This is a genomic window from Kosakonia sp. 1610, from assembly GCF_050435845.1.
Taxonomy (GTDB): Bacteria; Pseudomonadota; Gammaproteobacteria; order Enterobacterales; family Enterobacteriaceae; genus Kosakonia; species Kosakonia cowanii.
On the sequence record NZ_JBNDKZ010000017.1, the window covers coordinates 12,581 to 31,041 of the forward strand.

Here is an 18,461-nt window from a genome sequence, read left to right on the forward strand (position 1 = left end):
CAACGCTGAGAGTGAGCCCTATGAGGTTTATAGAACAGACTGTGTTAAACGAGTGGAAGAATCTTGGCGCAATAGTTAGTCACGATTCTTTATCAATGGCGTTTTCTAAAATCCTTGAGTCTCTTCCCTGGGCGGCTGGTCATATTGATTTTAGCCAGCTAAATCTAATAAGCACTTCACTATGTTCACTCTCTGATGACGATGGTGATTTAGAAAGTGAGAAAGTAAAAAAATGGATAACTACTGCCGGGGCCGTTGAAGGTGAGCACATTGCTTTTTGGTATTCACAGAAGCAACCTTGCGTGATATGTAGCGCTGATTTTGCCTTGAAAAATATCGATACAGCATACTGGGGGATACCCGGTTGGAACTATATGTTTTGGAGCTCACAAAATAATGGCGTTATTGTGCCAAATGATAAAAACATTCTTTGCTATGACTCAGCAGACCAACTCGTATTAATAACAACAGAATAAATATTGTGGCGGTCATGACATTGTCGGCAATAATTCATAGCATGAGCCCTGAATTTATTTAATGAAAACGATTATGCACAAGGATCTCTATGAGCTACATCGATGGCTTTGACCACGAAATAATCGGCACCCTTGGCTATCTGCCTATCTACCACCCGCTGGAAACTATCGAAGGCGACGGCGGCTGGGGAGCGTATGACTTCAGTGCCACGCCGCAAAACCTGGTGCTGGGTGGCGGCAGTGGCGAGCATCCGGGGCTGGTGGTGCATCACTTGCCGACGCTTGCCGCGCGCTTCCTGTTGGATAGCCTGACCGAGGCGCAAGCGGAGACCTTAAGCCGCGACGAGAGCGAATATGTCGACGAGCTCTATTACGCTGGCGAAACGCTGGAGTTTTGCGGCTGGCGCATCGGTCACTATGCGCGATTCCAGGCGATGGCGCAAAGCCCGGCGCTGAACAACCCCGCCAGCGAAGAGGGGGAGGTTGAGGAGTGGCTTGAGCGCTCGCTTGGCGAGCTGGTGTGGTTTTCGCTGCCGGAGCTTAATCCGCAGCATCAACGGCTGGCGGCCCTATTCCAGCGCTTCGATATCTTCCCTTCAATGCGCAACGTCTCGGTCGACCCGCCGGGCTATCCGGCCTGCGGCGGCAGGATTATCGTTAACGGCGCGCTGAGCTGGGGACATCAACGCTGGCGTTCACGCTAGCCGCCGCAGCGAATAACTATTTTGTGCAGCAGCGGTGCAGGGCGGCGATATCCGCAGGCGTAGTGCGACAGCAGCCGCCAATCAGTTTTGCGCCCGAGGCCAGCCACGCGGGTAGATGCCCGGCCAGCGTGTCGCAGGCAGAACCATGCGCATGCCAGCTTTTGCTTACCGCGTCGTAGGTTTCGCCCGAATTAGGGTAGACCACCAACGGCAGCGCGCTCAGGCTGTGCAGATGCTCCAGCGCATCATTGGTGTTAGCAAGCGCGATGCAGTTAATGCCGAGTGCAACAATCTGCGGCGTCGTTTCCACCACTTTCACCACCTCTGCGAGCGGCGTGCCGTCGCTTAAATGTTGGGCGTCGCGCAGGGTAAATGAGAACCACGCCCGCGCATCCGGCCACGCCTGCAACAGCGCGGCGAGGGCTTTTATCTCGGCAAAAGAGGGGAGTGTTTCGCAGGCCAGCAGATCGGCTCCCGCGGCTAACAGCGCCTCAATGCGCGGGCGGTGGAAATCCGTAAACTCGTCAGCGGTGCGCTGATAATCGCCGCGATACTCCGACCCATCCGCCAGATACGCGCCATATGGCCCAACGGACCCGGCCACCAGCAGCGGCCCGGCGTGCGGATTTTCCGCCAGCGCGGCATCACGTGCCGCCTGCGCCAGCTCGACGCTTTTGCTAATCAGCGCCCGCGACTGGGTCTCATCCAGGCCGCGAGCGGCAAAGCCGAGCGGCGTTGCCTGGTAGCTGGCGGTAATCGCGATCTGCGCACCGGCGCGGAAATAGTCGAGATGCACATCGCGGATCAGTTCCGGCGCGTCCATCAGCACTTTCGCAGACCAGAGGTTATCGGCAAGGTTACAGCCGCGCGCTTCCAGCTCCGTTGCCATCGCGCCGTCGAGCACAATAAAGGGCTGCTTCTCCAGCAGCGCATTCAGGGGATTAGGGCGCGACATGTTCACTCTCCTTCGCTTTTTCATGATGGGTCAGCCAGTAAGCACCATAGCACAGGGCCACAAACGGCAGCCCGCAGTAGAGCGCAATGCGCTGATCGGGATCGAACGCCAGGCCAACACACGCCAGCAGGCAGAGCAGGAAACCGGCGATCGGCACCAGCGGGTACCACGGCGCGCGGTAGTGCAGATCCGCAAGCGACTTGCCGGACTGCAAATGGCGGCGGCGAAAGACAAAGTGCGCCGCGCAGATGCTGAGCCACACGGCAACCACGGCGAAACCGGAAATCGCCGACAGCGCGACAAACACCGTATCCGGGGCGATAACGCTTGAAAGCAGCGCCAGCACTCCACCCAGCATAGAGACGGAGAGCGCCGTCAGCGGCACGCCGTTTTTGGTGACGCGCATAAAGCAGCGCGGCAGCGTCTTCTCATTCGAGAGCGACCACAGCATGCGCCCGGACGCATACAGCCCCGAGTTAGCCGCCGAGAGGATCGCTGTCAGGATGACAAAGTTAAATATATCGGCAGCATAAGGAATGCCAATCTTCTCAAACACCACTACGAAGGGGCTCTTCTCCACGCCCGCCTGCTGCATCGGGATCAGCGCCGCCAGCACAAACACGGTGCCGATAAAAAAGAGGATCAAGCGCACGATAGTGGCGCGAATGGCGACCGGGATCACCTGCTGCGGGTTCTGGGTTTCGCCTGCGGCAATGCCAATCAGTTCTGTACCGGAGAAGGCAAAGTTCACCGCTACCATGGTCATCAAAATCGGCAGGCCGCCGTGAGGGAACCACCCTTCGGCGGTGATATTGGCAAGCCCTGGCGAGGGGGAACCATCCTGCATCGGGATAAAGCCAAAGATCGCCGCGCCGCCAAGCAGAATAAAGGCAATGATGGTGATCACCTTCACCAGCGAGAACCAGAATTCACCTTCGGCGAAAAAGCGCGTTGAGACCACGTTAAGGGCGAAAATCGCCACGCAGAAGATGACGCACCATATCCAGACCGGAACATGCGGGAACCAGTACTGCATGCAGAACCCGGCGGCGGTAAAGCTCGAACCGAGTGCTACGGTCCAGGTGAGCCAGTAGAGCCAGGCCACGGTATAACCGGTTGCCGGGCCGAGGTAGCGCGCGGCATAGACATGAAACGCGCCGGTCACCGGCATTGCCACGGAGAGTTCGCCGAGGCACTGCATCACCAGCCAGACCACCAGCGCGCCAATCAGATAAGCCAGCAGCGTGCCGGCCGCGCCGGTAGTAGAGATGATATAGCCGGTATTAAAGAACAACCCGGTGCCAATCACGCCGCCCAGCGACAGCATAATTAAGTGGCGGGTCTTCATGGTGCGCTTAAGCTGCCCCTGCGCCTGATCCTGCTGATTTTGCATACAACCCTCTAAACGTATGGACGTCTAAACATCTGCGTTCAGGGTTTATAACGTGATTGTTAACAAAAAGCCAGTCTCGCAGCGGGCAGGGGCGCTTAACTGCGCACTCTCTGGCCGGGGTTAGTTAAAGAAGAACACCACGCTCCAGCAGAGCAGTGACGTCAGCAGATGGACTTTCATCACCCGCAGCCAGGCGATGCGCTGACCGGTGGCATCCGTAAAGCGGAACCACGTCAGATGGGGAAGATAGGTGGCCAGCGTTTTAGCCACTAATAACCAGACAACGATCGACAGCGTATTCAGACAGAGCCGGGTTAAATAGTGTATTGCCAGCTCATCCATATTAATGGTGTAGAGCAATTGTGTATGTATTACCTGATAGAGCCAGAATTCGGCGGAGGTAAACCACGAAAGGAGATGCGGAACGGAGAGTTGTGCCGCTACAGACTGAATAAAAAAATACCAGTAAGTGCTCGCAAAATCGAAAGCGTAAAGAATTACCTCATACAGCAGAAATAATTTCAGCGCCCGTGCGAAAGAACCTGGCCATAATTTCGGCGCACCGCGCGTAAGAAAAGCTTTAGTAGCAAAGAAAAGCAGGGCAAATAGCGAAAAAACAGCAATGAATGCAATCATGACTATACTTACCGCCGCCGGACCTGACGCTGCGCCATAGGGGTTTTGCGCGGCTATTCTTCGGTTGGCTTCATCGCGCTCAAACTCGCTGAGATGGCTGTTGCCGTTGTAATCGTAATGCACGAACGATCCCTATAATAGTGACAAAAAAAGTGTGGCGCCCATCCTATCCGCTTCGTTGGGGGAATTAAACCGCTGCGGCGAAAGCCCACCGGAAATGGGTGGTTTGCGCATCATCTTATTAGGATTTGAAAGGCACATAATAAAGGAGGGTTATATTTCTGGCCGTCCGGGAATAACCCCTGCACTTAAAAAAGTATTAAAACCAGCGCCGCAAAAAATAGTTAAACGCTATCTGCTTCACTCGTAACCTGTTTTGTGCGGAATACTTTTATCTATTGCAGCGATTAGTGAAGCTTTAGCGCAAATTGACGATAACGCCTTTGCGTCACCCTCAATCACGCAGGGGCGCGCTTATCTTTTTTTAACGAGTTCTGATCGCGAACGGATCTGCTTTTAGCCCTCCTTTAACAATCTCTGCAAGCGCATTTTCAGGCGCAATTTTTTATTTTAAGGAAAACAGTACTATGGCTTTCGTAAGATCACTGTATCGCGGTTTGTTGGGTTCCCGTCTGGCGGGTGGCGCTCAGCCTGCCAACGGCATTTTCGACTGCCGGGATTTACCGACCTCACTTTCGGCTGCGGGTCTTAGCGCGCGCTCATCCGGTATTTTATTGACCTTCGTCCCGCCCGAAGCAGATTTTCACCGCGTTAGCCAGGCGTGGCAGCGTTTCACCTCTGCCGATCTGACGGTGATTACGCTCTCTTCTTATGGTGCACTGAGCGCCAGCGGTCGCCAGACAACCTACTGTGCGGGCGACGGACAAGAGGGGAGTTTCCTGCTGCTGCCGGATAGCCTTATCGCCGAGCACGAGACGCACATTGTCGATCTCCATCTGCACGACACCCAGACTGCTTCGCAGCGTATTAGCGCCATTCAGCGCGAATTAAACACCATTAAACCGCGCATGGCGCTCTCCGCTGAACGCACTTTCGCGATGATTTACTGCGACGGGCTCTCCGCCTCGGAAGGTTTCTTCATGCAGGCCTGGTATAACAGCGGCCTCTTCCCGTGCCTGGCGATTGGCGGCTCCGCAGGCGGACGCGCGACCTTTGACGGCACGTGGATTGGCGTTGGCGACCGCATCTTACAAGGCAAAGCGGTGGTTGTTTTCTGCCGCATGGCAGAAGGCAAATCCTTCTCGCCCTTCAAGAGCCAGAACTTTACCCCGCTGGATCAGAGTTGGTTGATTGCTGACGCCGACCCGATTGCCCGCACGGTAACTTCGGTCTTTGATCGTCAGGGCCAGCAGAAGGCCTTTACCGAGGCGCTGGCCGACCATCTGAAATGCAAAGAGTCGCAGCTGAGCGAGCGCCTGAAAGGGCTGACCTTCGGCGTGAAAGTGGGTGAGGAGTACTTCATCCGCTCGGTGGCGAAGATCGAGCACGGCATGGTGCACTTCTTCTGCGATCTGGAGTTTGGCGATCGGCTGTTCCTGATGCAGGAGACCGACTTTAAACAGGCGACGCTGCGCGACTGGCAAACCTTTATCGCTGGCAAAGGCAAGCCTGCCGCCATCATGATGAATGACTGTATTTTGCGGCGTATGGGCAACAGCGACCAGCTGCACGATGCCCACTTCTTTAAAGGCATTCCGGCGGCGGGCTTCTCCAGCTTTGGCGAAATCCTCGGCGTGCCAATTAACCAGACCCTCTCCGCGCTGGTCTTCTTTAACCATGATGTGAAAGCGATGACCCAGTTCCCGGTGGAGTACGCCGGTTATGCCGCGCACTACGCCCAGCGCGCGCTGCGCCGCTGGGAAGCGCTGAACAGCATTCAGACCCGCGTGCTGGATCGCGTGGTGAGCTATCAGCAGGAGCTGGCGCCAATTGTGCAGGCGCTGCCGGCGCTGGAAGCTGCGACCCAGAGCCAGAGCGAAGCGCTGGTCATGGCGGAAAGCAGCATTCGCGGCATCAGCGATATCGCCACCGAAAGCCAGCGGGCGCAAGGGCGTCTTGGCGAAGGGCTGGATTCGCTGGAGCAGATCTCCAACGGCATCGGCGTGATCACCCACGGCATCAGCAATATCGCCTTCCAGACCAATATTCTTGCGCTCAACGCGGCGGTAGAAGCAGCGCGCGCGGGCGATGCGGGACGCGGTTTTGCGGTGGTAGCAGGGGAAGTTCGCCGTCTGGCGCACTCCTCAAAAGAGCAGGCAGAAGCGACGGCGAGCAATATCAGCGACGCGGTCAACACCATCTCGCATATCCGCGAAGTGGCCAGCAATACGGTGGAGACGGCAACCGATATGGCGGAGCGGAGTATTCTTGCCGCTAACGCCATCGCTGAGATGAGCCAGCAGACGCGCCAGGAGCGGGAAAACATTGCGAAGCAACTGAGCAACCTGCGCACCCTGACCGCCGGGATGGATGCGATGCAGGAAGCGGTTGCCCAGCTGAAAGTGCTGCAAACCCTCTCGACGGGTCGTTAAAGCATTGAGTGTAGACCTCCGGCGGCGCAGGCCGCCTGGGGTCAGCTCAAATCATGCAGTGCTTTGCCGAGCGGGCGGGTGATGCGCAACTGTTCGAAGCGCACATCCAGCCCCTCTCTTTCCGGCGAGCAGCACATTACACCAACAAAGCGCTGACCACTGTCCTGCCACGGAAAGAGCCGCAGCAGCGGCCACGTTTTACCGTCGGTGGAGTATTGCAGGCGTAACGCCTGCTTCTCAAGGGTCGCGCGCATCCAGAACTCACGCGCATCGCCGGGGAAGACGCCGGTTGACCAGTCAGATTGCCCCTGCGTCACCACACAGCCAATGGCGGGCGCGCCATCGTTATACTCAATGCCGCTTTTCACCCACTGCGTCTCCGACGCCTCAATAAAAATCCCTGCCTGGTCGTAGAGCTGTTCAAACGCGGCGGCGATCTTCACTTCAAGGGTGAACTCCCCCTCCAGCATAAAACCAAAGGCATGGCCGGAGTGGCGTTCAAAGCCGTACCAGGTCTTGACCCAAAAATCGGTATTCGCCCCGGTGCGCATCAGCAACTGCTCATCGCTCTGCGTAACGTGGGCCGGTTTATTGATCCACAAACCCTGTTCTGACGTGAAGCTCTCAATCGGTGTCACAGGCAACCTCATCAATGTTTACAAGGAAAAACGCGGCCACTCTGCCACGCTTTTGCAGTGATTGCCGGGCGGTGGTTAACGTTTCGCTTTGCGCGCCAGTTTTTTACTGCGCACCGTTAACAGCGGCGTCACCGAAATGCCGTGCAGCAGCACGCTCAGCGTCACGATGGTGATGGCAATATGGGCGACAATATCGGCATCCGCGCCCTGCAAACCGTGGACATAAGCAAAGGCAATATAGTTGAGGCTGCCGATGCCGCGAATGCCCAGCCAGCCGAGGCTCGCGCGGTGAAACCAGGTTGTGCCGGAGCGCAGCGTGACAATAAACACCGACAGCGGGCGGATCACCAAGAACAGCACAAAGGCCAGCCCGAGCGCGTGCGCATCCCAGTGATGCGAGAGGGTAACGCCAAGGACAATCACCAGCAGTGCCGCCAGTAATCGCTCAACGGTATCGCCAAATGAGAGGGCATCGCCAATCACCAGCCCGACGGATTTAATCGGGTTCTGCTCCTCCAGCGCATGGCGCAGGTGCGGGTTAACCTGCATCTCCGCGGGCACATCCTCCTCATCCTCAGGATCGCCGTGGCGCTTCTGTACGCTCACTTCAGCGCTGCGCAGGCCGATACCGGCAGCAAAGGCGGCGAGAAAACCGGAGGCGCTCAGCGACTGGGCCAGCGCAAAGCTCAGGCAGATCAGCGCCAGGGCGATAAAGTCGCTCGGGGCCACTTCGCCCTGTTTATGGCGCGAACGGGTGGCGATAATCCCTATCAATCGGCCCATACCGTAGCCGATGAGTAAGCCGCCGACCAGCGCCCACAGCAGATCGATGCTCAGCCAGTGCAGCAGCTCTTCGCCCGACGGCACACCATCGGCTTTGTACCAGATCAGCGCCAGCATCAGGAAGGGCAGCGCGGTGCCGTCGTTAAGCCCCGCCTCGCTGGAGAGCGCAATGCGCAGCTGGTCATCATCGCGCGCATCGTTGATCGCCACCAGGCTTGCCAGCACCGGATCGGTGGGGGCGAGGATCGCGCCAAGTGCCAGTGATAGCGGCCAGGCGAGATCGAGCAGATAGTGGGCGGCGACCATAATCCCGCCGATGGTCAGCAGCATGGCGGGCAGCGCCAGCTTAATGCCCATCTTCCAGTAGGGAGAGGTGAGCGGCAGGCGGATTTTCAGGCCGGTAATAAACAGCGAGGCCGCCATCGCGATTTCGGTAATGCGAGCGGTGAGATCCGCGTGGGCCGCCACATCAATATTAAGAACGCCCATCTCCCACGGGCCGCAGATAATGCCAACCACCAGATACAAACCAAACACCGGGATCGGCACGCGGCTTATCCAGCCGTAGGATAACGACATCAACAGTAACAGGCCGCCGGTCGCGGCCATCCACATCAAATAACTCATACTCCTCCACATCAGGCCGCAAGCTAAACATTGCACCCCAAAAGGTATAGTTGCTGAAAAAGGTCTGCACCAGGCCAGACGGCGCGAATAGTGCAAGGGCTGAGCATTAGCTACGCTTAGAAAAAGCGGCGTAACGGGGGTGTGAAATGAGCAAGAAGATCATGCAGGAGTATCTTGTGCTGGGCGGCAAACACCACGGCGAGGTCTGGCGCGGCGTCTACCCGGCGATGGGGCTAAATCTCTCGAAGCATGATGAGCGCTTCGGGCAGTTCTATGACCGAAGCGGGCAGAAGAAGGTGGAGCTATCGCGTAAAGAGCAGTACTTCATTACCGAGTGGCTATCGCCCGAAGGGCACACCTATCTGCTGGCAACCGCCGAAGATCTGACGGAGTTCAATATTGAAGAGGAGATAGGCCGGATCGCGCCACCGCTCCGGCCTCTGGACAGCGCTATTGAAGACTGGGTTTAGCCGTGCTCATGCGCCGCCTGTGTTTTTAAGCGTTTCGCTGCGCGCTGCTTGCGTAACTTATCAATCAGCTTGTGCGCTTCTGCGCGGGTGGCAACCGCAGGCGACGAGCCGCTCAGCGGTTTACGCGCCGTTTCGCGCAGCGTCAGCACGGTCAGTGCACCAATCAGCCCGGCGCCCATCATGTAGTAAGCGGGCATCATCACATTGTGGGTGGTATCAACCAGCCATGCGGTGACCAGCGGCGTTGTGCCACCAAACAGCGAAACCGAGAGGTTAAAGCCAATCGCCAGCGCGCTGTAGCGGATATCGGTGATAAACAGCGCTGGCAGCGTGGCGGGCATGGTGCCGCTAAAGCAGGTATGCAGCACGCCCAGAATCACCAGTCCGCCGAAGACCGCCCACATATTGCCGGAGCCAATCAGCATAAAGCTCGGGATCGCCAGCAGCACCAGCCCCAGTGCGCCGAAGGCAATCACCGGGCGGCGGCCCAGACGGTCAGTCCAGTGCCCCCAGGCCAGCGTCAGCGGCATCATCACGAACATGATCACCATCACCAGCAGCAGGCCGGTCAGCTCGCTCATGCCCAGCACGCTGGTGAGGTAGCTCGGCATATAAGAAGTGAGCATGTAGTTCGAGACGTTAAACACCAGCACCAGGCCAATACACTGCAGCATCTGTTTGCGGTATTTATGCAGCATCTGCCACAGAGAGAGTGTCGGTTTGCTGTGCTCCAGCGCATCCTGCTTATCCATATGCTCTTTAAAGGCCGGGGTCTCCTCCAGCTTCAGGCGGATATAGAGGCCAAACAGGCCGAGCGGCGCGGCGAGGAAGAAGGGAATACGCCAGCCCCAGCTGTGCATCGCCTCGGTTGGCAGCACGGCAATCATAATGGTCACCAGGCTGGCACCCATCAGATAGCCGCCAAGCGTGCCGAACTCGAGGAAGCTGCCCATAAAGCCACGGCGCTTATCGGTGGAGTACTCGGCGATAAAGGTGGCTGCACCGCCATACTCACCGCCGGTCGAGAAGCCCTGAATCAGGCGCGCTACCAGCAGCAGAATCGGTGCGGCAATACCGATGCTGTCGTAATCGGGGATCAGGCCGATACAGAAAGTCCCAATCGACATCATGATCATCGTCAGGGCGAGGATCTTCTGGCGGCCAAAGCGGTCGCCGAGCGGGCCAAAGACCATACCGCCAATCGGACGAACCAGGAAGGCGGCGGCGAAGGTGCCGAAAGAGGCAATCAGCTGTGCGGTGCTGCTGGCACCGGGAAAGAAGACCTGGCCGATAATCACCGCCAGATAGCTGTACACGCCGAAGTCGAACCACTCCATCGTGTTGCCCAGCGCGGCGGCGCCAACGGCGCGTTTCAGCAGCTTATTATCGATGACCGTGATGTCTTCGACGGTCAGTTCACTGGCCGTTGCGGCCGAATTCGTGTGGTGCGGTAAAGTCGTTCCGTTGCTCATAAACTCCCCATGAGTGCTGGTGGTGCGACCTTATAGCTTTCGCAGCCGTAGTGCTCAAATGGAGGGAAATGAAAGCTATAAGATGCAAGAAAAAGCAGATTGCCGACGTTTTCGGCAGGGGCACACCATAATTAAAATTTATGGATGAGGCAAATTTTTGGCGAAATTCGCTGCTTTTATACTGGAAAGCTGAATATTAACGCGCCGTGAGTAAAAGTAGCGGAACAAGCTAATCCCTTAGCTTGCATTCACTTCGGAGACCGCAGTTTGTTGATGCCCATCGCCATCACCTGTGAGGGATGGAACAGCGACAAACTCTCCACCTGCGACAGCAGCAGCACCTTGCGGAAATCGAGCGCCGACATTGGCTCCGAGGCGAGATCGATATCATGTTCGTCGTACCAGGCGCTGTAGTTATGCTCAACGCGCAGATCCAGCGTCTCATGGTTGCGGTAACCGCTCAGCATCGGGATGAGCACAATGTTGTTAGCATCGCCGACATCAAAGGTGGCGGTATGGATCATGCCGATGTAGATCCGCTGCGATTTCAGGGTGATCCACGCCAGATCGCCGCGCTCCATGCACTGGTAGATCAGCCCCTCAATGCCGTTGGCGCGCGAGAGGTGTTTATACAACTCGCGGCGGCCGGGGATATCGAGGCGCGCGCTGCTGGACCAGTTCGAATGCCACAGGCAAAACAGCACCGCAAAGGCGAGCATAATCACCACCGGCGCCTGGATGCCGAGGAAGGTCCAGTTCATAAACGTCATGTGCAGATGGTGCTCTTCCGCGCCAAACGTGGCGGGAAAAGAGTTCATCACCGCCGAAGTGGCGAGCAGGCAGAGCCAGATTAACGCGGTGGCAATAATTCCCTGCAGGACGAAGACGCAGCCGTAGAGCGCCACCAGAAAGTAGACGTCCCAGCCGAAGCTGCGTTTAAATTTGAAGCGTGTCGAGAGGTCGTGCGAGGTGTACCAGTAGCCGCAAACCATCAAAACCATGAATATTGCTGTACCCATCCTAAGCCCTCTTCAACGCATCAACGTGCTCTCTGAAATCTTCCTGTACCCTTTTGCAGTGGATATTCACCGAGGCGTTACCGTCAGCATCGACCACAATGCGCTCACCATCTTCAATCGAATCCTGTATTTCACTGTGACTCATCACCTGTAACAGCTTGTCAGGGCTGGCAAATAAAGAACGAAGTAATTTTCTCATTAATAAACCTCCGCAGAGAGTATAGAAACCATTTCATGAATGTGTGAAATTTCCGAGAAAATTCTGTGCGAGAGAGATCTAAAAATGAATTTATCTTTATAGACATATCGAAACATCCTGAATGACTATTATCCGCTCAATAATAGTTGTTAAGGAGGCCTGCTTTTGGGTTATACCCCTCGTTTATCAATAATCTTATCTTTCTGTATTTGTTAACTTTCTTATATTTCACGCATTCAGGGTAAGACGCGCAAATTAAATTAAAGGGAATCTTTATTCAGCGCGTTTATATATTAATAAATGGACTGATTATTATGAATAAATCATTACTCGCACTGCTAATTACAGCAGCCTGTGCCCACGCCTCTGCACAAAAATTAACGGTTGAGGAGCGACTGAGCCAACTGGAAATGGCATTACAACGCAATATGACGGAGCTGGCGCAGGCAAAAGCGGAGCTGGAACAGGCCAGAGCAAGCGACGATAGCGGGGCAAAATCGACCGCACAGCCGCAGGCCGCTGCGGCAGAAAAATCCCCCTATACGCTGAAAGAGATCAGCGAGTTTGTTAAAGAGGATATCGGTTTTGCCTGGCACGGCTATCTGCGTTCCGGCTGGGGTACGGCCAGTAACGGCTCGCCAAAAGAGTACGCCATCGGCTCGCTGGGGCGTTTTGGCAATGAGTACTCATCGTGGTTCGATTTAACCTTCTCGCAGCGGGTTTATGAGGAGGGGGGCAAATCGGCGCACGCCGTGGTGCAGTTAGATGGCAACGTCGGCGCGCAGTACGGCTCCGCGTGGTTCGACAAACACTCAGAAAACCTCCTGCAGTTCTCCGATATCTACCTCACGACGCGCGGTTTCCTGCCCTTTGCGCCGGAAGCGGATCTCTGGGTCGGTAAACACAACCTGCCAAAGTATGAAATCCAGATGCTGGACTGGAAAAGCCACCAGACCGACAGCGGCGCGGGGATCGGCGTGGAAAATTGGGCGCTCGGCGCGGGCAAACTCAACGTTGCGCTGGTGCGCCAGGATCTGGATGCCCATGCGGTGAATTACCCTGCCAGCCACAACACCCTTCAGGTCAACACCCACACCGTCGATCTTCGCTATAACGCGCTGCCGCTGTGGGATCGCGCCACGCTGGAGCTGTTTGGTCGTTACTCGCTGGCGAACAAATCTGCCACCTACCGGGCGGGTGAAAAAGCGGGGCACTATTACAGCATCAAAGATGCGTGGCTAGCGGGTGCGATCCTGCGACAGAGCTTTAGCGTGGGCGGGTTTGAGGAGTTCACGCTACAGGCGGCAGATAACGCGCTGGCGAGCGGCTTCGCGCTTATCTCCAACTCCGGAGCGAGCTACGGTTATCACGACAACTATTATGGCGAACACACCTACGGGCATGCCGTGCGCGCCATCTCCCAGGGCGAGTTCTACCCCTCATCGCAGATCGTGCTGGCGCACGCGCTGGTCTACGCCGCCGGGCAGGATATTTACAGCTATGACACCGGCGCGCATACGGATTTTCGCAGCTACCGGGCGGTGATGCGCCCGGCGTGGATTTGGGATAAGCATAACCAGACGGGCGTCGAGCTGGCGTGGTTTAAACAAACCAACCGCCAGCAGGGCGAGGATTACCGTGAGAAGGGGTATAAAGCCACGCTCTATCACGCGCTGAAAGTGGACACCAGCCTGCTGACCTCGCGACCGGAGCTGCGGTTTTACGCCAGCTGGCTCCGCGCACAGGAGAATGGCATCAGCCACTTCCGCTTTGGCGATGAGCGGCGGGAGCAGTTCACCGTCGGCGCCCAGGCTGAGGTGTGGTGGTAAGTAATCAATGCGGCGCAGAAGTGCGCCGCAATAGCCTGTTCCGGGCGGGCAAACGGTCCCGGTATCAAGCTTGCTGATGCTTAAGGTGGGCAAGGGTAGCGGCGAAGTTCGGCAGCCACTTCTCATGAGCCAGCAACATCGCGCGCGCCAGCACCTCGGCGTCACCGTCCGAGTGCACCAGCGGGCTGAGATTGAGCGCCAGCAGCACATCGTTAAACTCGCCGCTCAGAGCCGCCCGGCTGGCGGCGATCTCAAAGGCTTTGATGGTGTGGATAAGCCCCAGCACCTTGTCATCAAAGTGGGTGACGCGCGGATGCGGCGTCGCTCCTTCGCGTCCAATCAGGCAGGTCATCTCAACCGCCCACTCCGCTGGAATGTTGTCGATATGCCCGTGATGGGGAATATTCACATAGTGTTCGGTCTGCTTATCGTTATAGATGGCATTAATCACTTCGCAGGCCGCATCCGAGTACCACGCACCGCCGCGCTGCTCCAGCGCCTGAGGTTTTACGTCTAGGGTCGGATCTTTATAGAGCTCAAACAGCTCTTTTTCGATCTGCTGCACCACCTGCGCCCGCGCGCCGCCTTTGTAATATTCGCCAAGCTCAATCGCCAGCATCTCTTTCTGCTTAAAGTAGTAGAGCAGGTAAGAGCAGGGGAGCAGGTTAAGAGCGCGAATTAACCCTTCGCTAAACGGCAGATCAAAGATGTTTTTCACCGACGATGCCTGCAACTTTCCGCTGGCAACGCCGTCGAGTAGCTCCGCGAAGCGCGACACGCCGTTCACCTGCACATCGCTGAGAAACACCATATGGTTGAGGCCGAAAAGATCGAGCGCGATCTCATCCTGCGCCTCCAGCGCCAGCACATCGCGGACAAACATCTTCATGCCGACAGGAATATTGCAGACGCCAATAAATTTCCTGAAGTCGGTATGGCGACAGACCGCTTCGGTCACCATCCCCGCCGGGTTGGTAAAGTTAATCACCCAGGCGTTCGGGCAGATCTCCTCTACGTCGCGCAGAATATCGAAAATGACCGGAATGGTGCGCAGCCCTTTGAACAAGCCGCCTGCGCCGTTGGTCTCCTGACCAAGATAGCCGTGGCTTAAGGGAATGCGCTCATCCAGCTCGCGCGCTTTTAACTGGCCAACGCGCAGCTGGGTGGTAACAAAATCCGCGCCCTGCAACGCCTCGCGGCGATCCAGCGTTTGGTAGACTTTTAACGGAATGCCCGCTTTTGCCACCATCCGCTGGCAGAGCTGGAAAATAATCTCCTGCTTCTCTCTTCCCTCCTCGACGTCAACGAGCCACCACTCCGTAATCGGCAGTTCGTGGTAGCGCTTGATAAACCCCTCAAGGAGTTCCGGCGTATAGCTGCTACCCCCGCCGATAGTGACGACTTTCAGTTTCGGATCCATGCTCTCTCCTGTGGAGGGTCACGCCAGCGGGCGTTACTGCGTGATTTCCGTCAACCGCTTGCGATAACTGTTGGGTGTAAACGACGTCATTTTTTTGAAGGTTTTGATAAACAGGCTTGGGCTGCTGTAGCCCGACTCCCAGGCGATGTCGGCCACCGAGTAGTTGGTCATCTCGAGCTGCTTTTTCGCAAAGTCGATGCGGATCTCATTGATGATCTGCATCGGCGTTTTGTCATAAAAGCGCCGGGTCGCGCGGGTAAGATACTCCTGCGATTTGCAGGAGAGCCGCACCATATTCTCCAGCGCATTGTCGCTGAACTGGCGCTTGTCGTGCATCGCTTCGACGGTGCTTCTTAGCCACTGGGGAATATCCTCCAGCACCTGCTCTTCGCGGTAGTGGCGCAGGCGATTGAGCACGTAAAAGGTGACGGTTTCAATAAACTCATCCAGCCCGTTCTCACGAAAATTGAGCGAAGCAATCACTGTTTCAACATAGGTCAAAAATGCGTTGTGCGTGCGGTAAGGTTGCGAGGCAACAAAGCAGAACGGCATCAGCGATTGATAGTACTGTTCGAAAAATTTGCGGCTGATCCCCACATTAAGGATCCGCGCGGCGCCGTACTCATAGACGCTCTGGTGGTGCGAGCCCAGCGGGATAAAGACAAAGTCGCCGCGCTCCAGCAGCACGCGTTTACCGTTAATGACCTGGTAGTAACGCCCGGTCAGAACAAGAGTAAATTCATAATAATCATGCTGATGCAGCCCGCTGGCGCTCTCCGATTTGTTGAAGATAAACACATGGAAAGGCTTTCCTTTAAAGAGCTGCTGTTCGTGGACGGTTTTGATCTCCTGTGTGCCGATCATTGGCGTTGGCTGCATCGTTCACTCCTTACGACTTGCTCATACATGTCAAAATTTCAGCGCGTTGGCGATCGCTCTGCGCGCGCTTCCTGCTTAATGAACGCTGCCTTTTTTTCTGGCGCGAACGCTCTTTATCTGCGTTCAGGGCTGCCGGGAATGCTTCAATAATGACCGAAGCGGCAGGATATCTGCCTTATCATTAACGGTAAGCAAACAGACTCGCCTGCAATGTCGAAAGAGAAATATGCTTCTCTACCCTCAACGCGCGCGGCAATTATTCCCATTTTTGCCAAAAGGGCGTCAGTACATCTTCACAGGAGCCGTAAATTTGCGTTTAGTACTTTTTTCCTGAGATAAAACAAGTATACGGGAGCGTGCCGGAGGGAGGTATTCTGCAATCTGCCACAATTATCTCTGATTGACCGATTGTTATGCTCTTCTTCACAATTTCGGTAATTTTTTAGCGAGCCCGGAGAGGGCGCAGGCTCCTCTCCGGCGAAAAATTACCCCTGGTTAGCGGCAAAAATAGTTTTGCCGATCTCACGCGCTTTTTGCAGGCAAGCCTGGGGCGAGCCGAGATCGGGCTGCATCAGCGTGGCATTGGTTAACACCGGCGCGCCGCAGTAATCGAAAATACCGTGGGGAATTTGCGTGTTCCAGGATTGCGCATAACCATGTTTTTCAAAGGTTTTAGTGTCTGCGCCGCCTGTCGCCACCAGATGCACCGGCAGATGCCCCAGCTTCTTGATCACCTTGCCGGTGCCGCTATCTTCGTAAGCCCAGCCGTTGGCAAAGACGCGATCGATCCACCCCTTTAACTGCCCCGGCATCGTCCACCAGTAGATAGGAAACACCAGTATCAACGCGTCGGCTTTTTCAATACGCGCCTGTTCAGCCAGCACATCGGCGGGTAGCGGGGCGGTTTGCATAAAAGCGTTGTAGTCGGCGGCGGTGAACGACGGGTTAAAACCCTCCCGCGCCAGATCGGCGATCTCAACGCTGTGCTGCGCATTCTCTTCGCGGATCCCTTCTGCCACCGCGTGCGCCAGGCCATGGGTTAATGAGGTGTCGAGCGGGTGAGAGACTACGATCAGTGCATGCATGTTCTTCTCCTCGGTTGCCATTACGGATCAATCACCGTAGGCTTATATACTATCGGTAACCTACTACTAGTAAGTTACTAATGGTATATAATCTTGTCAAGGAGGCAAAGTATGGCCGATACGCGTGTACGCCAGCGGCTCTCGCGGGAAGAGCGCTACGCACAGCTGGTTGAGGTGGCATGGCAGATCATTCATGAACTGGGTACCGAAGCGCTGACGCTCGGCTATTTAGCCGAACGCGCGGGCGTCACCAAACCGGTGGTCTATGACCACTTCACCAGCCGCTCCGGGCTGCTGGCGGCGCTCTATCGCGAGTACGATCAGCGCCAGAACCGCAAACTGGAGTCGCTGCTGGCGCAAACCGCGCCCGAGCTCCAGCCGCGCGCAGAAGTGGTTGCGAAAACCTATATCGAATGTGTGCTGTTTCAGGGGCGCGAGATGCCGAGCCTGCTGGCGGCGCTGGCAGGAACGCCGGAGCTGGAGAAGATCCGCCGCGAATACGCGGTGGATTTCACCGGCACCTGCCGCATGCTGTTTGCGCCGTTTTGTGGCGCGCCTCTGCGCGACGCCGCGTTATGGGCGATGCTCGGCGCTGCCGAAGGGCTCTCCTGGGCGGCAGTGCAGGATGCGATTAGCGAACAGCAGGCGAAAGAGGAGCTGGAGCGGGTGATTATCGCCATGGTGCGCGCGACGTTGAGTGATGAGAGTGCATAAAACGCTCACCCAGGGTGCCATCACGAGGTATTAAGTTGTATTATAAATGCATCTTAATTATTGGTGATAACGATGTCTGGACCACGCATCCTGCGGGAAAAACTGACCATCAGGAAGATGATTGCCCTCTATCAACGCGCCTGCCCGGATGCGGTGAGCAGCGCGGCGCACTACGCGGATCTCTATGCCTACGCGGAGAAGCGGCTTGATAAGTGCGTCTTTGGCGAGGAAAAACCGGCCTGCAAGCAGTGTCCGGTGCACTGTTATCAGCCCGCAAAGCGCGAAGAGATGAAGCAGGTGATGCGCTGGGCGGGGCCACGCATGTTGTGGCGGCATCCGATATTAACGGTGCGGCATTTGATCGACGATAAGCGCCCGGTACCGGCGTTGCCGGAAAAGTATCGGCGCAAGTAGCAAGTAGGCCGGATAAGCGTCAAGCGCCATCCGGCAATGGGGTTCGCATATGGCTTTGGTGGTATTTTTCCGTTCACTATGCGTGCGGCTGAATATTTTTCTCACCGGTGCGGTGAACGGGACAAGGGAAGCGGCCGCGCTCCCCTTGTCAATCCCCGCGGCCCCGCGAGGAAATCGGTGCTGCGCACTGCGCTCA

18 protein-coding genes are annotated in these 18,461 nt (G+C 56.4%); 7 read left to right on the forward strand and 11 right to left on the reverse strand.

Annotated elements, in window-relative coordinates; genetic code table 11:
• Window positions 1–41 precede the first annotated feature (41 nt).
• Both ABIC80_RS23690 and ABIC80_RS23695 read left to right on the forward strand, forming a co-directional pair.
• Window positions 42–476, forward strand: a complete 435-nt coding sequence (locus tag ABIC80_RS23690) for a hypothetical protein (protein ID WP_429178782.1) — start codon at window positions 42–44, stop codon at window positions 474–476.
• A gap of 89 nt (window positions 477–565) precedes the next feature.
• The gene (locus ABIC80_RS23695) at window positions 566–1,180 is read left to right on the forward strand and encodes a hypothetical protein (protein WP_429178783.1); all 615 of its coding nucleotides are present in this window, start codon (window positions 566–568) and stop codon (window positions 1,178–1,180) included.
• A gap of 16 nt (window positions 1,181–1,196) precedes the next feature.
• Here the strand turns inward: ABIC80_RS23695 and mmuM are convergent, their stop codons facing one another.
• The 3 genes from mmuM to ABIC80_RS23710 form a co-directional block, all read right to left on the reverse strand.
• Window positions 1,197–2,135: a homocysteine S-methyltransferase gene (gene mmuM, locus ABIC80_RS23700; RefSeq protein WP_429178785.1), complete on the reverse strand. Its 939-nt coding sequence runs from the start codon at window positions 2,133–2,135 to the stop codon at window positions 1,197–1,199.
• Window positions 2,122–3,528, reverse strand: a complete 1,407-nt coding sequence (gene mmuP, locus ABIC80_RS23705; RefSeq protein ID WP_429178787.1) for an S-methylmethionine permease — start codon at window positions 3,526–3,528, stop codon at window positions 2,122–2,124. Before mmuP ends, mmuM begins: the two co-directional genes overlap by 14 nt.
• 120 nt (window positions 3,529–3,648) lie before the next feature.
• Window positions 3,649–4,287, reverse strand: a complete 639-nt coding sequence (locus ABIC80_RS23710; RefSeq protein WP_429178789.1) for a hypothetical protein — start codon at window positions 4,285–4,287, stop codon at window positions 3,649–3,651.
• A gap of 464 nt (window positions 4,288–4,751) precedes the next feature.
• Here ABIC80_RS23710 and ABIC80_RS23715 point away from each other — a divergent pair, with 464 nt between their 5' ends.
• On the forward strand, window positions 4,752–6,716 hold the full coding sequence (locus tag ABIC80_RS23715; RefSeq protein WP_200580842.1) for a methyl-accepting chemotaxis protein: 1,965 nt from the start codon (window positions 4,752–4,754) through the stop codon (window positions 6,714–6,716).
• Window positions 6,717–6,757: 41 nt separating this feature from the next.
• On the opposite strand, the gene ABIC80_RS23720 is transcribed toward ABIC80_RS23715, so the two are convergent.
• Together ABIC80_RS23720 and ABIC80_RS23725 are read right to left on the reverse strand one after the other, a co-directional pair.
• The gene (locus ABIC80_RS23720) at window positions 6,758–7,366 is read right to left on the reverse strand and encodes a DUF1349 domain-containing protein (RefSeq protein WP_396461461.1); all 609 of its coding nucleotides are present in this window, start codon (window positions 7,364–7,366) and stop codon (window positions 6,758–6,760) included.
• Between the two features lie 63 nt (window positions 7,367–7,429).
• A complete protein-coding gene (locus tag ABIC80_RS23725) occupies window positions 7,430–8,764 on the reverse strand; it encodes a cation:proton antiporter (protein WP_200135216.1) in 1,335 nt (444 codons plus the stop codon).
• Between the two features lie 146 nt (window positions 8,765–8,910).
• Between ABIC80_RS23725 and ABIC80_RS23730 the strand changes: the two genes are divergently transcribed.
• Window positions 8,911–9,234: a hypothetical protein gene (locus ABIC80_RS23730; RefSeq protein WP_054803732.1), complete on the forward strand. Its 324-nt coding sequence runs from the start codon at window positions 8,911–8,913 to the stop codon at window positions 9,232–9,234.
• Here the strand turns inward: ABIC80_RS23730 and proP are convergent.
• From proP to ABIC80_RS23745, 3 genes are all read right to left on the reverse strand, one after another.
• A complete protein-coding gene (proP, locus tag ABIC80_RS23735) occupies window positions 9,231–10,706 on the reverse strand; it encodes a glycine betaine/L-proline transporter ProP (protein WP_429178790.1) in 1,476 nt (491 codons plus the stop codon). The two genes, ABIC80_RS23730 and proP, sit on opposite strands and share 4 nt — an antisense overlap.
• A gap of 248 nt (window positions 10,707–10,954) precedes the next feature.
• Window positions 10,955–11,725 (reverse strand): hypothetical protein, encoded by a 771-nt coding sequence (locus ABIC80_RS23740; protein WP_200580838.1) that lies wholly within the window; start codon window positions 11,723–11,725, stop codon window positions 10,955–10,957.
• A gap of 1 nt (window position 11,726) precedes the next feature.
• Window positions 11,727–11,924 (reverse strand): hypothetical protein, encoded by a 198-nt coding sequence (locus tag ABIC80_RS23745; protein WP_023481113.1) that lies wholly within the window; start codon window positions 11,922–11,924, stop codon window positions 11,727–11,729.
• Window positions 11,925–12,238: 314 nt separating this feature from the next.
• Between ABIC80_RS23745 and ABIC80_RS23750 the strand changes: the two genes are divergently transcribed.
• Entirely contained in the window at window positions 12,239–13,753 is a 1,515-nt protein-coding gene (locus ABIC80_RS23750; protein ID WP_429178792.1) for a carbohydrate porin, read from the forward strand.
• Between the two features lie 64 nt (window positions 13,754–13,817).
• On the opposite strand, the gene ABIC80_RS23755 is transcribed toward ABIC80_RS23750, so the two are convergent.
• The 3 genes from ABIC80_RS23755 to ABIC80_RS23765 all read right to left on the reverse strand — a co-directional run bounded on the left by ABIC80_RS23755 (window position 13,818) and on the right by ABIC80_RS23765 (window position 17,137).
• Window positions 13,818–15,173, reverse strand: a complete 1,356-nt coding sequence (locus ABIC80_RS23755) for a 6-phospho-beta-glucosidase (protein WP_429178794.1) — start codon at window positions 15,171–15,173, stop codon at window positions 13,818–13,820.
• A 33-nt stretch (window positions 15,174–15,206) separates the two neighbouring features.
• Complete coding sequence (gene chbR, locus ABIC80_RS23760; protein ID WP_042713771.1) at window positions 15,207–16,052, reverse strand: transcriptional regulator ChbR; 846 nt, start codon at window positions 16,050–16,052, stop codon at window positions 15,207–15,209.
• A gap of 485 nt (window positions 16,053–16,537) precedes the next feature.
• Window positions 16,538–17,137 carry an NAD(P)H-dependent oxidoreductase gene (locus tag ABIC80_RS23765; RefSeq protein ID WP_094421858.1) on the reverse strand — a complete coding sequence of 200 codons (600 nt, stop codon included), beginning with the start codon at window positions 17,135–17,137 and terminating at the stop codon, window positions 16,538–16,540.
• A 111-nt stretch (window positions 17,138–17,248) separates the two neighbouring features.
• On the opposite strand from ABIC80_RS23765, the gene ABIC80_RS23770 reads away from it, so the two are divergent.
• A complete protein-coding gene (locus ABIC80_RS23770) occupies window positions 17,249–17,851 on the forward strand; it encodes a TetR/AcrR family transcriptional regulator (protein ID WP_429178796.1) in 603 nt (200 codons plus the stop codon).
• 72 nt (window positions 17,852–17,923) lie between these two features.
• The gene (locus tag ABIC80_RS23775) at window positions 17,924–18,265 is read left to right on the forward strand and encodes a nitrous oxide-stimulated promoter family protein (protein WP_305207617.1); all 342 of its coding nucleotides are present in this window, start codon (window positions 17,924–17,926) and stop codon (window positions 18,263–18,265) included.
• The last annotated feature ends 196 nt before the right edge of the window (window positions 18,266–18,461 follow it).